The organism is Streptomyces sp. ISL-99 (assembly GCF_018614005.1).
GTDB classification, from domain to species: domain Bacteria; phylum Actinomycetota; class Actinomycetes; order Streptomycetales; family Streptomycetaceae; genus Streptomyces; species Streptomyces flavidovirens.
Map to the genome: position 1 here is coordinate 15,449 of NZ_JAGGPC010000033.1, position 13,590 is coordinate 29,038.

Consider the following 13,590-nt stretch of genomic DNA (forward strand, 5'->3'; position numbering starts at 1 on the left):
AGGGCGAACGTCCGGAAAGTGCTTGCCCGCGGTCGGTGGACAGGCGCCCAAATAGTTTCTGCGAAGCCCTGAGTTGGGCGCTGATCAGCACTCGAAGCGGCCGGGATGCCGCCCGCGACTCAGCCGCCGTGGTGTCGGTGGCGGCTGGGGGTGCTGAACCCATGGAGGGCGGCGAGCAGTGCTGGCGGCCAGGTGTACGGCGTGGCCAGCACTTACTTCCTCCACAGCACGCAGGGGAAGCATGCCCCGGCAGGTCTCAGTTCCAGCCGGGCCTGCAGACGACCAGGCCGATCAGCCTCCCGCAGCGCCCTTAACTCCGCCTGAGGAAGGGTTCGGAAGCAGCGGAACAGGGCAGTGCGCAGGCGCTGGAGCCGAGATCGGTTGCGGAGGGGGTGCGTTCGCCCCGTGGAAGACAGCAAAGGATGCGTTCGGATGGCTACAGGCACGGTGAAGTGGTTCGACGGTGAGAAGGGCTTCGGGTACATCGAGCAGGACGGCGGGGGACCGGAGGTGTACGCCCACTACAGCGCAATCCGGGCTTCAGGGACCTGCAGGAAGGCCAGAAAGTCGAGTTCGACATCACCCAGGGCCCCAAGGGCCCCCAGGCCGCGAACATCCAGCTCGGGTAGAAACAGCCGGTCCGGATCCCGTCGCGCCGGGCTGCCGGCCAACCCTCGCCAGACGAGCCCCCCATCCCGTCTGAGCACCGCCCCCTTGCTCGGTGCCCCGGTGCCGCGACGCTGGTGAGGCGGCCGGACATGCATCCCGCCCCGGTACGGGCGCCGATCGCTCGTACCGGGCGTGGCCTGGCGCCTATTGGGTGCCGAGGCGTGTGGGCTTGAGCCCCGCTCCGGGAAGGTAGGCCATTTCCATGGAGGCTGGCAGGGGCGAGCCATCGGGTTGCAGTAGTTCCACAGTGGGGTCCACGTTGGCGTAGATCATGAGGCTGCGGGTCTGCGGAGCCGTCTGTAGTGCAGTGGGCGTTTCGCTGGCGACGGCGCTTACGGCGTATACCGCCACTGCAGTGCCCGTCTCGTCCACGACCTTGATTCCCGAGGGGATCGCCGTTCCGCCACTGAGGGTCAGCGTGGGCACACCGTCCTCTGAGTACGTCACGGCGAGCGTTCCTCTCTGCTCCGGCGTGATGTCCTGCACCAGCAGGTTCGGGACGCCGGAGTCGGTGGCTTGCTCGTCGCTCGGGGACTCATTCGGGATCTCGGCCATGGGTGTTCCTCCATGCGTTCGCTCTGCTACGGACAGCAATTCAGCGTCCCATGATCAGGATTTCACGACTACCCCACCCCCCGATGCTGGGCACCCTCGTAAGCCTCGCAGGCCCCATACCCGCAGGCAGCCGGGGGCTTCCTCGCTCTCCGGGAGGAAATGCTTTCAAAACGGGATGGGCAGGGACCGCTCCCCAGCTTCGGCCGCGGTCAGGCATGCGTCAGCGGAAGGGACGTAGTACGTCGTCTCGCCCTGGTAGGTCGGGAAGCAGCTCTGTTCGTAGGCGTACTCCTGAGCCACGCACGACATGAATTTGGTCGGGTTGCTGGGGTGGGGGTAGTTGCCGTCGGTCCGGCCCTCGCAGGAGAAGGGGGCGGGGTCCTGGACCGCGGCCGGTTGCTGGGCTCCTGCGGTGGAAGCGGCGGCGAGCACGGCAATGCCGCTCAGGGCGAGGCTGGTAAGGATCTTGTTCATCATGCCCCGTACAACGCCGCAGGCGGCAAGAGGTCGCGGGTCATCACCCGAGCGGGGCGAGCGTTACCGGGTGGCGAGGTGGGCTGTCAGGCGGGAGGCGGAGGTGCCCAGGCCGGTGGGGCCGGCCGGGACGCGGCCCGGCTCGGGGCGGGAGGGGGAGGCCGGTGCGGGCGCGCCGGGGGTGAAGACTTCGTGCCAGTCGTATTTTCCTGACGTCACGTGCCATTCGAGCATGGCCCGTACGACCTTCTTGATGCCGGCGGTGTACCTCTCCAGCCTGTCGTCCGCCATGCCGTCCTTGCCCGCGGACTGTGCCATGTAGTCGAGCGCCGTCATGTCGGCGTTGATGCGGTCCACGAGGAAGGTGACGGCTTCGACGGAGCTCTTGCCTTCGTGGGCCATCATGGCCGCGATCAGGTTGTACACCTCACCCGATGCCATGTCGCGGTTGAAGCCGAAGATGTCGTTGTACCAGCAGACGGCGTTCATGAAGCGCACGTGGGTGTCGGCCACGGATGGGTGTCCGTAGATCTCCTCGGGCAGGAACGCGTCCAAAGCGATTTCGTTCCAGGGGATGAACATGTCCATCCCGTGGACCTGGATGAATTTGCCCAGGATGTGCGCCGTGGTGGGGATCCGGCGCTCATGGCGCACCGCCCCGCTCTCATCGAGGGAGACGTTCAGCCAGTTGTCGATGACGCTCGCATGGCGCTTCAGCTGGTCCAGCGGGGAGATCGCCCGCACCTGGGCCCACAGCTCGGCAAAGGTGTTCAGGGTGCGGGCGCCCCACGGGTCCCGGCAGGGTCCGGGGACCCCTGCCCACAGGATTGGTCTGAACGCCTGGACGTACTCGATCTGCTGTGCACGGTATTCATCGCTGCGGGGTTCGTCCATGAAGTCGTCGAGGATCCAGAAGAACGTCAGGAGCTTGTCGGCGAGCGCCAGGTAGTCGTACTTCGGGGCGTCGCACCACATGCGGGCGTGTAGATCTGGCATGCGCTGCCGCTGCAGGCGGCCCAGAACCTCCTCCTCGCTCACACCCGGGTAAGGAGGCGCCATCCCTTTCTCCATGATCCATCCGAAATTGTCCCTCTTGAGTCGCTGCGCCTCAGGGTGGATTCCGACTTCCGGGAACGGGCAGACGATCTCGGGGACTTCCCGGCTCGCACGCGGCACGGCAAGTCCGCGTACCGCGGGGATGGGGAAGGTGTCGCGCACGGCGGCGGAGCTCAGGTCATCAAGGGTGAGGACGCGTGCCACGGTGAAATCATCCTGTTCGATAGGGCTTGCCCGGTCTGTGAATCTGGTGCGTCCAGTTTGCGCAACGGGGCTTCGGATGCGTGGTTGGTGAGTCCTACATCGGGGCCAGAGGGTGAGAAGGCCCCGTCCGTAACGGACCACCGGTTTGCCCACCTTCAAAGCCAAGAGCCAGCCGGCAGGATCGCTCCGGACACCCTTCGACGACACGCAGCACTGAACGTCCCCGGCGAGGTGCCGTTGACGCATTCAATCGTTGGGGATGTCTCGCAGGCGCCGGAACTTCCTTGCCGCCACTCGATGCGATGAATCCGATGGCTGCAAGGTTTGCGACAGTGCCTGTCGGCGACGGGCGAACTGTCAGATGCACTGCTCATCCGGTGAGACCGAGTTCGCGTAGGGCGTCGGAGGGTGGTTGCGGTAGTGGCCGCCGCCGGATTCGGCGCCATGAGAACTCAGGAGCGGGGCGCCCGGAATTTGATTTTCGACCGGGTGCACCGCCCAGCAGGTGAAAGGTTCAGATAACGTCAGCTGCACGACCCGTACGGCGCCGTGCCGCCGCGGGCGGCGGGCAGCCGGCGGACGTTACCGAGGGCTGCCGCCTGTTCTCGGAGCCGCGTGATCTCGTCGTGCTGGGCCGTGAGTTGGGAGATGGCGGCGGTCTTGAACGCCAAGAGCTCGGCCATGGCTTCGTCCCGCTTGGCGACCCGATCCTTGAGCTCGGCGACCTGGGCCTTGAGCCGTTCGATCTGCGCGGCCCGCGGGTCGACTATCTCACCGGCCTGTTGCAGAGCCACAAGGCGCCGCTCAAACTCCTCGGCAAGGTGCTGGTAGGGGCCCGGCCGGGTAGTGCCGTCCCGGTTCTTCTTCGGGTAGAAGCCGGTCCGGCTGACGCCTGACTCCAGGGCCAGGGTCTTGAGATCGCACTTGCCGCCCGGAGGGAGTTCCCCGCGCAAAAGCCGGTCCATGGCCGCTCGGATGGCTTCCTCGTTGCGCGCGCGGTCGCTGTCACTGATGCGCCCCATCAGATCTCGTCCTTCCCGGCTGCACCTGCGGCCGTAACTTGGGCGATCTCAGCGAGAACCCGCTCGGCGCGGGTCACGCTGACTTGGAGCCGGGCTCGCTCGGTCTTTTGCCGGCGGCTGAGACTGCCGATGAACACCTTGGCGGTCTCCCGCGATTCCTCCCACACCGGGCGGTGGCACGGATGATGCGTGGCCTGGGAACAGCGGGAGGAGTCACACATACCAGCAAGCGGCCGGTCTGCATCCGGAGTACCAGCCAGCCGCAAGCACAGTGCCTTGGCCGGATCGACGAACCAGCAGTAGTTCGCCGTGCCCAGGTGGAGGGTGCGGGCCCGGGCTGAGAGCATGGAGACGACCTCCAGCTCGCTGTCGACGAGCTGGGGTGCGAGCTCGGAGAGCTCGTGGAGCCGTCCGTCCACGCTGGTGAAGAGACTGATCAGATCACGGGCGCCGGGACCGGCCGGCATGATCCCGCTCTGATAGTCGCGGTAGACGTCTATGAGGATGCCGATGTTGCGCTCTTCCTCAAGCTCATTGATCTCGGCGAGGAACTTCGCCTGAGCACCCCCCGGACGGGCCGCGTACCCCTCCGTAGTGACTACAGACAGATGCTTGAGCTGCAGTTTTGCAGCGAGGAGGCCGCCAGGACGGTATGCGATCTCCACGGCGAGGGTGCGCCGGAGTGCCCGTGGCGTCACCGCCGCGATCGGAATGGGGGCCAGTCCCAGCCGCTCCCGGCTGGCCCGTTCACCCACGCTCTGAAGTTCTGGTACGTCGTGTCGCAGAAGACCGGATGGAACAGTGAGGTGCCGGGCGCCGCGTCTGGGCCGAGGAGCTGCTCGGCCACCTCGATCGCTTCGTAGACCTCCCGGGTCACCACCCACTCGTCCCGGACGCCGCCGAGCGGTTGGCCCTTGATGAGCTTGCCTGTGAGCCGGTAGCGGAAGAGGCCAGGAGCGATCTCCTGGGGCGGCTGGCGGCAACCGACGACCAGTTCGCCCAACTCACAGTGCCGCATCCCGACGAGTGCGGCCAGCGCCAGGCCGCAGGCCGTGGCCAGATATCCGACCAGGAACTTCAGTTCAACCGAGAAGAGTGGTTCCGTCCAGGCGGCGTGGCCCTGCCCGTCGGCGCGCTCCACCTGAGCTGCGTGGCGGCCGTAGGGAGCGCAAGCCCCGACAAGGGCAAGGGCCCGCTCCAGGTCCGGGCGGAGTTCCGGAAGCCAGACACCCCGAAACTGCTTGGTCCCGCACTCCCGAGCGAGTGCGCTGAGGGAAACAGCGGCCAGTGGGTCATGCTCCTCGCGCAGCCCGCGAGCACGCGCCTCCTTCGCGCCGACCTGTGTCATCAGTTCCAGAGGTTCTCCGCTTTCAACCCGGCGCTCCAGCTTGCGCAGGAACGCCTCGTGTCCGGGGTGGGTGGTGGCGGTGAGGCTGCGGTCCGCGGCCTGACGCTCTCGTTTCGAATCGGCTTCTCGCAGGATGTGCGGGGCCAGCGTTTGGATCATGTACAGCACCGCGGCGAGCAGGGGCTGCTGAACGTGCGACGCCAGCGGCTGCACCTTGTTCGCGCCGGCGAGTTCGGCCGTCCGGCCCGAGCCCCCGGCGGCACTCGCGCCGTTGAACGGCCGCAGATTATCTCGGAGCCTCTGTCCGGTGAACAGCTCCCGGTACTGCGCGAGCCCGATCACCGCGCCCATCGCGACGGCTCTGGTCGACGGGGAGTCGGCGACCACTTCACCGTCGTCGCCGAGCCGCTCGCCACGGAAGTCCACATACGCGGTGCAGTGGTAACTGGTGACCTCGTCCAGATCGGTGATGCCCTGGTCCGTGAGCCACTTGAACCACCGTATGAGCTCCGACAGCTTGCCGTGGCAGGTCGACAGCGCCTGAACGGTGCGTTCGGCATGGGCGAGGTCACGAACGGCGTTGTGGCGAGGCGCCATCAGAGCCGCGATGTACTCCTTCGCGGTCAGCCTCCACTCCCTGTTGGCGATCGGAGTGAAGTCGAGGGCGCGCTGGTTGGGCCGCAGATAGGCCGGCAGCCCAATGACAGCGTCGAAAGGCCACCGGTCCTCGTCGAAGTAGGACCCCGTCACACCCAGCGGCAGGGCGAAGCCGAACAGAGGACACAGCTCAGCGCCAGCGAACGGCGAGACGACGTGCCTCGGCCTGGGGTTCAGCGGCGGCATCATGCGGTGCGCTCCTCGGGGTACAGCGGGATCTCGTCGTCGGTGTCGGTGATCACCGCGGCCAGGCGCGCAAGCTCGGCCGGATCGTAGGAGGTGAGGATCTGCTCGATCCGGTGCGCGTACGGACCGAACACGGCCATGAAGTGCGCGGCCGGCATCTGCTGCCACTGCCGCGCGAAGAACGCCTTCATCCGCAGCAAGTTGGCAGCATGCCGCGGCGCGAACAGGGAGAGCGGGCACAGCAGGCACACCCAAGGCCGGGCCGGGCACGGCTGGCCCTTCGGGCCATGCAGTCCCGCGAGCGGGTCCGCGCACGCGGCGACGAACACGTCACGCTGTCCGCCGACCAGTTCGGCAATAGCTGCGTCGTCCAGGCCGAGCCGGGAGACGAGGTCGGGCAGGTTGTCGGCCAGCTCCGCCAGGTCGTCGTCACTCAGCACGGTCGGCGGCAGCGCCTTACGTAGAAGATCACCCTGGGCCTCCTCCACGATCGCCTCCAGCGCATCCTTCTGCGCAGGGGTCGCGGCCGTGAGGTAGTGGTCGCCCTCGACCCGTGGGCTGTGGTTCGGGTCGATCCGCCCACGCCCGCTGCCGAACCAGTGCTTACGGTCCCGGTGAGACTCGAACGAGGTCCGGATGCTGTGCCGGTGGATCCGCAGCGGCTTGCCGTCAGCGCCCTTCAACCCCGCCCGCCTCACCCATCCCTGGATCGAATCGTGGAGCGACGCGCCCGTCCTCCAAACCCCGAGCTGGGTGTAATCGTGGCGCAGCCACAGCTCCGAGGCTTCCGTCTCCGCGGCGAAGCGGCGCGAGACGGCGGAATGCTCAAGCCACCATTCCACCAGTCGCACGGCACGCGGCGACAGCGTCACGCTCTCCTCGGCCGTACGGCCCTTGAGGTAGTTCACCAACATCGCCGTGTCTCCGGCCCACTCCAGGTCCTCAACGCCCAGATCGGCGATGCCATCGGGGACGATGCCGGTGTACGCGCCGAACAGCAGCTGGTAAGCGACCACCACCGACGAGGAGGGAAACAGCGCAGTACAGGCACGCTGAGCGTCACCGCCGCGGCCCATCCGGTAGTAGGCCATCGTCGGCGTCCACCCGACCCGCTGCCCCAGACTGACCGCGTTCTCCGGGCCATAGCGGAGCATCCACCAGCACAGATTCTCGAATGACCAGCCGTGCTGATAGGGATCCCGGCCCTTCTCGGCCGCGGCACGAGCCTGCCCGAACTGCGACCACGCTTCCCGGATCTCTGTCCGGCACACCTCCTGCAGCCTGCTCCAGACCCTCTCGTCGTAGGGCAGCAGCGGCTTGGAGTCCCGTCGGCGTCTCTGGTTGTACGCCCGACCGCCCACCAGTTCGCGGACCTCGGGACGCAATGCCTGCCTGTCTTGGTCAAATGCCGCGAGCATCCGACGGATCATCGACTCGTGAACGTGGCCGGTCACCCACAGCTGCTCGACGAGGGCAGGACGGGTGAGCTCCGCAGCGCCGCCTCTATGCCCGCGCTTGGCCATCGCCGCGGCGAACAGACGAATCGCCCGCAAGAACTCCCGGACACTCCCCTCCGCGTCCACCTGCCCGTGCGGATGTATCAGCCCGATCAACCCGTTGGCCAGGTCACGCACCAGCTGTGGGTTCTCCTGCTCGGGCAGCTCCAGCGTCGCGGTCGTGCCCCTGGTGAACCAGCAGACCAGCCGCGCGGGCTCCTCCAGTAGTTGAGCGGCCATCAGACGAGCACCGCCTCGTCCTCGAACTCCTCATCAGCCTCGGCCTCGGCGAACAAGTCGAACTCAAGCCCCGCGCGTTCATACGCCTCGCGGTAGATCCGGGTCATGTCCAGACGTCGTAGGTACGCTTCCGTGGTGACGACACTGGTGTGTCCAAGGAGGTCACGCAGCACCATCATCGGATCCGCCTTCCCCAGGTAAAGAGCAAGTGCCGCATCCGTGTCGGTCGCGTGGGCCATGCGGGCCGCCTCCATGAAATAGCCGCTGACCAGCCATTCCAATGTCCTGATCGCGAAAGTGTGACGGAGCCGGTGCGGGGCAGTGTGAGGGAAGCGGGGCTCGAAACGCTCCCGGATCCGGGTAGAGGTCCGCTCGAACACCGCGGCCCAGGCGGTGAAGGGAGCTCCGTTCGCCTGTACCCCCAGCAGCATCGATCCGCCATCGGGCGCCACCAGGCGTCGCCGCTCGGACGGCGTCAACGCCGCCCACTTCACACGGGTGCCGTTGACCCGGCCGCCCCGGGCGTCGGCCTCGCTCACCGCCAACGGTTCCCCCCACCGGGCCGGCGGCTTCCAGCACGAGCCGACCGTGGCCAGGGGACGGACCGTCGTCATGTACCGGTGCACACGAACCAGGCTGCTATAGGACGTCCACGTCGTGCGGAACTTGCGCCCCTTCGTCACGCCCTCGGGGACAGGGAAGGAGATCGGCAGCGCGGTCGGCTTCGGCGGAAGCGGGGGAACCTCCACATCCAGCAAGTACGTGAACTCCTGCGACCGCAGCCCCGAGGAGAGCACGAAGTCACCCACCGCGGCGTTGCGCGTGAGCGTCCGCCCGCGGTACGAGGTATCTGGCGACCCATCCGGTCGGAGCCCGGCCAGGCCGCGAACGAACGTCTCCTCGAAATCGGCCTCGAAGTAGCGGATCGTGACATGCCGCTTCGGAGTGCGTCGGCGGGCCTGGTTGACCCGTTGGGTCCGCACCTGGTCCCCGTACATCGAGACGGCTTCCTTGTGAGTGAACGGCACCGCGGGCGCGTACTTCTCCTTGTCCGCCCACATGTAGAAGCGCGACAGGATGCTCATCTGCTGGTTCCACGTGGTGGCCGCAAGCCGACGCTTCAGCGGACCGCACGACCTGTCGACCGCGTACAGACTCAGCGCGTCCTTCAGCCGGGCACGCTCATCGAAGACCCCGATCCCCAAGGTCGCAAGGAACTCGCACCACTCCCGCAGCGTACGACCGTAGAACTGCCACGAGTTGGGGGCCGGGACACCATCCAGCGGCAACCACCGCAGCCAGGTGTTGATCGCCACCGTGTCGCGTACGCCGCGCTCATCCTCGAAGAGAAGGTCGTCATCGACAAGGACCGGCATGAGCTCGGATATCACGGGGCGGCCGCTGAGCCCCCACGACTTCCAGCCCTTTGAGCTGAAGAAGATCATCTGCATGGCCGGGACGGTACGCGGGGGACAGGAGGGGCTGCAAAGCGCAAACCCAGGTCAGGAACTCACTCCCTCCGGCTATGGGACATGACCACTAAGCAGAGACAATGCGCTCGAAGTCGATCAATGCGCAGCGTCTGCCGTTCCACAGCAAGTTGCGCTCCCAGAAGTCCCCGTGCCGCCGCCCAGCCGGCAGGGGCCCGCAGCCGGACAGCATGCTCACCAGGTGCCGCAGCGTGTCGGCTTCCGCGGTCGACAGGTGGTCGCCGGCCGCCGTCAGGTGCTTGTCCAGGCCGGCCACTGTTTTCTCGACGACTCTGGCGGCGTCAGGCTGGACCAGGAGGCCATTCATTGCGTCGTGGAAGCGACGCAGGAGTTGACCGGCTTGCCGGTGGGCAAGGCGGCGGCGCGCGGGCGACTCCTCTTCCTTCAACGGCTCGCCGTCCACAGCGGTAAGGATCAGGGCGAGCAACTCCGCGGAACTGTCGCGCAGCACCGGGGCGTTGCCGTGACCGAGTTGAGGAACGGCCACCCGGTAGGCGTGGGTTTCGCGCGTATACAGGATCGGCTTGGGCGCCACCTTCACGTAGTGGTCGCCGGTGCGTCCAGCCACCCGCCACACCTGGGAGTTGTCACGGGCGTGCGAGGCGTCCCGCACACAGTCCAGGGGACCCAGCACTCTCTCCACCCAGGAGGCGAGGGGGGAGGGAAGACGAGTGGATTCCGTCATGCCAGGTACCTCGTATCCAGTCGTGACCCCTCGGCGCGCAGGGCGGCGCGGCCGGATCCGATGTGAGGGTTGGTGCCCGAGGAGGTGGCGGTGTTTTCGAACGCAGGATGAACGAGCGCAGGGCGGCATACGGGATGCATGAAGACTCCTCGGGACGAAATGCGGACAGGTGATCGGCTAACGGCGGTTCTGCTGTCGCCGTAACGGGTGGGTGCGGGCGAAATCTAGAACCTGATTTCGAATACTGGGCTCTCTCCTTGTGCGGCCGAGCGTGGCGGGCTGTGATGCTGTGTTCGATCACTCATGTGGGTTGCGGTTACTCCTCCGGGGGGTTGCCTGGCACCGCCTTGCCGTCCCGCAGCAGTCGCCTCAGTTCGGTTTCGCCGAGGGCGACGGCCTTGGACAGAGACTGCCGGTAATCCGCGGACAGGGTGCCGGCCCCGAGACCCGCCGCCGTGATCACCGCCTTCAGTGCGTCTGCCCGGTCGGCGCTTAGACCGGCTCGGGCGGCGGGGTGGTGTAGGGCCTCGCGTGCGGCGTAGGCGTCGAGCCGGGCCGCCTCGGCAACGGCTTCGGGAAGCGTGCTCGCATACGGTCCGTCGGGGGCCAGTTCCAGGGCGGCCAGGCCCGCCCGGGTCTGGAACACGGCGGTCGACGGATCGGGATGAGTAAGGAGCACGGCGGCTTCGCTCAGGGTGTGGTCGAGATCGGGCTGCGGAACCGGTACGTCGAGGGGACGGCAGTGGGCGCGCAGGAGCAGGCCGACGGAGGTCTCCCAGGGCTCCGTGGGCTGGGTGGCGTCGATCAAGTCGCGGGCCTGCTGGTCCAGTCCCTGTTCCATCAGGGACATGATCTTGATCTGGCGGCCGTCGAGAAGCCGGTTACCGATGCCACGGTGCCGGGCCATGGCCTCAGCTGCTTCTGTCCACCGGCCGATCCGGGCGAGGGCGCGGGCGCCGTCCACGAGCAGGGTGACCCACAGCTCCTGGCACACCTTCCGGTGATCAGCCTCGGTGCTGGTCAGCGCAGACAGGTCGACGGTGCGGCCGTCGATCTCGGCCTTCTCTCGCCGCCGGGCAGCGTGGTTGAGACGGGTGAGGAGGTCATAGGCGGCCTCGCCCTGACCGTCGCGGGTCAGCAGCCGGGAGAGGTTGACCAGCGGCATCAGCGACATGACGGCGATCGGCCCGCTCAGGCGTCCGGCGTCGGCGAAGACCTGGTGCTGGCGCCAGCACAGGTCGGTGGCCAGGTCGGGCAGGCCGACGTCGGAGGCGATCAATGCGGCGTAGTTGAGGACCCCGCAGGTGCGGGCCACCAGGTCGTGGTGGCCCGCACCTGCGGGCGCGACGGTCAGCCCGGTCAGGTGGGTGATGCGCTCCTCCAAGGGGAGCGCGGGCGCCTTGGTGCGTCGGACCAAGGGGATGCGGCTGGCTATCGCGGGGATCATCGGCTCAGCCCTTGCGCGCCCAGTCGACGACCAGTCGGCTGTAGGGCTTGTCGACGACGAAGCGCGGGTCGGCCGCCGTCAGCCGGTCACGCGAATCCGCGACGGCCATCCGGAAGCCCGGTTCGGGAGCGTCGTTGCCGCCACTCGCATCCCAGGCGCGGATCTCGCTCACGACCCGCTCGGCGAGGTCGGCGCCGCCCTCGCCGTGGCCGATCACGCCGACCTCCCAGTACCGGCCCTTCTCGTCCTCGCCCTCGCGGATGGTCAGGTACGCGAGCGACCCGCCGTCGAGCGCGGCCATTGAGCCCCAGCCGAAGTGCGGGGTGAACCCGGGCCGCTGGCCCGGCAGGCGGGACAGACCGTTGGGCAGCACGCAGGCCAGGTACAGATACAGCCACTCCCACGCGGAGCCCTGCCGGAACTTCACCCCGGTGTAGACCTTGGTCTGCTGCTGGTCGAGGACGAAGGGCATGACGTCACGGTCCACGTCCTGCTCGCTGAAGGTCTCCAGCCGGACGTTGCCCTCGCCGGCCATCGGCACGAGCGTGTACACGTCGTCGCAGACGCCCTTGCGCAGCGGGATGAAGGTGGCCATCTCGCAGGACACGGTCTTCCAGGTGTCTCCGTCGCGCTCGAAGGCGAAGGAGCGAGAGATACTGCCTCGGATCCGCATCGGCAGGACGAGGCGTCCGCCGGGGGCGAGCTGATCGAGGATCTTCGCCGGCACGTCTCCCGCGCCGACCGTGAAGATGATCCGGTCGTACGGGGCGTGCTCGGGCAGGCCGGCCGCGCCGTCGGCCAGGGTAGCGGTGGCGTTGTCGACAGCGGCGGCGGCGAGGTTCTTGCTCGCGCCGGCGACGAGGTCCTGGTCCACGTCGAGGGTCCACACATGCCCACAGGGCGACACGATCTTGCCGAGGAGGGCGGCGTTGTAGCCGGTGGCGGCTCCGGCTTCCAGGACCTTGTGGCCGGGCTGGGCGCCGAGCTGTTCGAGCTGGGTGGCAACGATGGACGGCGCGGAGATGCACGAGATCATCTCCCCGTGCTCATCGTGCTTGATCGGCACCGCGTCCTCCTTGTACGCGGCTTCCAGGTCGACGCCGGGCAGGAAGGCGTGCCGGTCGGTGGTGCGGAAGGCGTCGATGGCTGCCTTGCTGCGCAGGTGGCCGCTGTCGACGAGGCGCTGGGCGAGGGATTCGCCCAGCTCGTTGGGTTCGGTTACGGGTGTCACGGTGGTCTCCATTCGAGGAAGGCTAGGGTTCGCCGGGGCGGACTTGCGGGTAGACACGTCAGCTCCTTCTCCGGTGGAGAAGGCGACGTGACGGCCGAGCCACGCAGTGGCGCCCTGCACGTCGGCAGGCACGCCCGCGCGGTTGAACGCGAAGATGGCGTGGTGGGCGATGACGCCCCGAATTCCGCGTATCAGTCGGCCGTCGGCGGCGAGCTGGCGCAGGCGGCGGCCGGCGTCCTCGAACGCGGTGACGCGCTCGCCCCAGCCCGCCTCCGCGTCGGGGCGCAGGGCGGCGTCCGCGTTCATCAGTCGCCGCATCGCGGAGACGGCTCTCTCCAGCGCGGGCCCCTCGGGCGGGGTAACGGGGGGACGCAGGGCGGCCCACCGGGCCCATACGTCTCCGGCTTCGAACGGGTCCAGTCCCGCCTCGCGGATCATGGCGGACAGCAGCATTACGCTGCGCTCGCGGGCGCCGGGGTTGCCGGTCCCGGCGAGCGCGGCCGGGCTGTCGGCGCAGAACACGTCGTGCGCGATCTCCATGCCTTCGGGGCCGCCGAAGGCATGGGTCTCCGGCTCGTAGATCCCGCCCGTCCAGCCGGTGATGACGCGGTCGGCGACGAGCTGGTCCAGCAGGTCGGTGGCGGGCTGTTCGGTGCGCATGCGCACTCCGGCGTCCTTGCGGAGGAAGTGGAAGCGGCGTTCGGCCAGCGCGGTCGCCAGGGCCCGTGCGGCGTCCGCGTGTTGGTCGGGGAAGGCCAGGGTGGCGTGCCACCAGGACGTGTCTGGGGGGATCGGCAGGTTCTCGTCGTCGAAGGTCACGGGGAGGGACT

General features: G+C 67.8%; 11 protein-coding genes and 1 pseudogene. 1 reads left to right on the forward strand and 11 read right to left on the reverse strand.

Annotated elements, in window-relative coordinates; all coding sequences use genetic code 11:
- Positions 1 to 432: 432 nt before the first annotated feature.
- Positions 433 to 629: pseudogene (locus tag J7E91_RS20755) on the forward strand (cold-shock protein).
- A gap of 184 nt (positions 630 to 813) precedes the next feature.
- On the opposite strand, the gene J7E91_RS20760 reads toward J7E91_RS20755, so the two are convergent.
- The 11 genes from J7E91_RS20760 to fxlM all read right to left on the reverse strand — a co-directional run bounded on the left by J7E91_RS20760 (position 814) and on the right by fxlM (position 13,579).
- Positions 814 to 1,224, reverse strand: a complete 411-nt coding sequence (locus tag J7E91_RS20760) for a CS1 type fimbrial major subunit (protein ID WP_214906956.1) — start codon at positions 1,222 to 1,224, stop codon at positions 814 to 816.
- Positions 1,225 to 1,389: 165 nt separating this feature from the next.
- A complete protein-coding gene (locus J7E91_RS20765) occupies positions 1,390 to 1,698 on the reverse strand; it encodes a carbohydrate-binding module family 14 protein (RefSeq protein ID WP_214906958.1) in 309 nt (102 codons plus the stop codon).
- Positions 1,699 to 1,761: 63 nt separating this feature from the next.
- Positions 1,762 to 2,958: a terpene synthase family protein gene (locus J7E91_RS20770; RefSeq protein ID WP_214906960.1), complete on the reverse strand. Its 1,197-nt coding sequence runs from the start codon at positions 2,956 to 2,958 to the stop codon at positions 1,762 to 1,764.
- Positions 2,959 to 3,482: 524 nt separating this feature from the next.
- Positions 3,483 to 3,980 (reverse strand): hypothetical protein, encoded by a 498-nt coding sequence (locus J7E91_RS20775; protein ID WP_214906962.1) that lies wholly within the window; start codon positions 3,978 to 3,980, stop codon positions 3,483 to 3,485.
- Complete coding sequence (locus J7E91_RS20780; RefSeq protein WP_214906964.1) at positions 3,980 to 4,735, reverse strand: hypothetical protein; 756 nt, start codon at positions 4,733 to 4,735, stop codon at positions 3,980 to 3,982. The genes J7E91_RS20775 and J7E91_RS20780 overlap by 1 nt, the downstream gene beginning before the upstream one ends.
- The gene (locus J7E91_RS20785) at positions 4,675 to 6,174 is read right to left on the reverse strand and encodes a hypothetical protein (protein WP_214906966.1); all 1,500 of its coding nucleotides are present in this window, start codon (positions 6,172 to 6,174) and stop codon (positions 4,675 to 4,677) included. Before J7E91_RS20785 ends, J7E91_RS20780 begins: the two co-directional genes overlap by 61 nt.
- Entirely contained in the window at positions 6,171 to 7,805 is a 1,635-nt protein-coding gene (locus J7E91_RS20790) for a hypothetical protein (protein WP_214906968.1), read from the reverse strand. The genes J7E91_RS20785 and J7E91_RS20790 overlap by 4 nt, the downstream gene beginning before the upstream one ends.
- A gap of 101 nt (positions 7,806 to 7,906) precedes the next feature.
- Positions 7,907 to 9,358: a site-specific integrase gene (locus tag J7E91_RS20795; protein ID WP_251016011.1), complete on the reverse strand. Its 1,452-nt coding sequence runs from the start codon at positions 9,356 to 9,358 to the stop codon at positions 7,907 to 7,909.
- An 88-nt stretch (positions 9,359 to 9,446) separates the two neighbouring features.
- Positions 9,447 to 10,211: an aminoglycoside phosphotransferase family protein gene (locus J7E91_RS20800; RefSeq protein ID WP_308376839.1), complete on the reverse strand. Its 765-nt coding sequence runs from the start codon at positions 10,209 to 10,211 to the stop codon at positions 9,447 to 9,449.
- A gap of 187 nt (positions 10,212 to 10,398) precedes the next feature.
- Positions 10,399 to 11,529, reverse strand: a complete 1,131-nt coding sequence (locus J7E91_RS20805) for a hypothetical protein (RefSeq protein ID WP_214906972.1) — start codon at positions 11,527 to 11,529, stop codon at positions 10,399 to 10,401.
- Between the two features lie 4 nt (positions 11,530 to 11,533).
- Complete coding sequence (fxlM, locus tag J7E91_RS20810) at positions 11,534 to 13,579, reverse strand: methyltransferase, FxLD system (RefSeq protein ID WP_214906974.1); 2,046 nt, start codon at positions 13,577 to 13,579, stop codon at positions 11,534 to 11,536.
- Positions 13,580 to 13,590 lie beyond the last annotated feature (11 nt).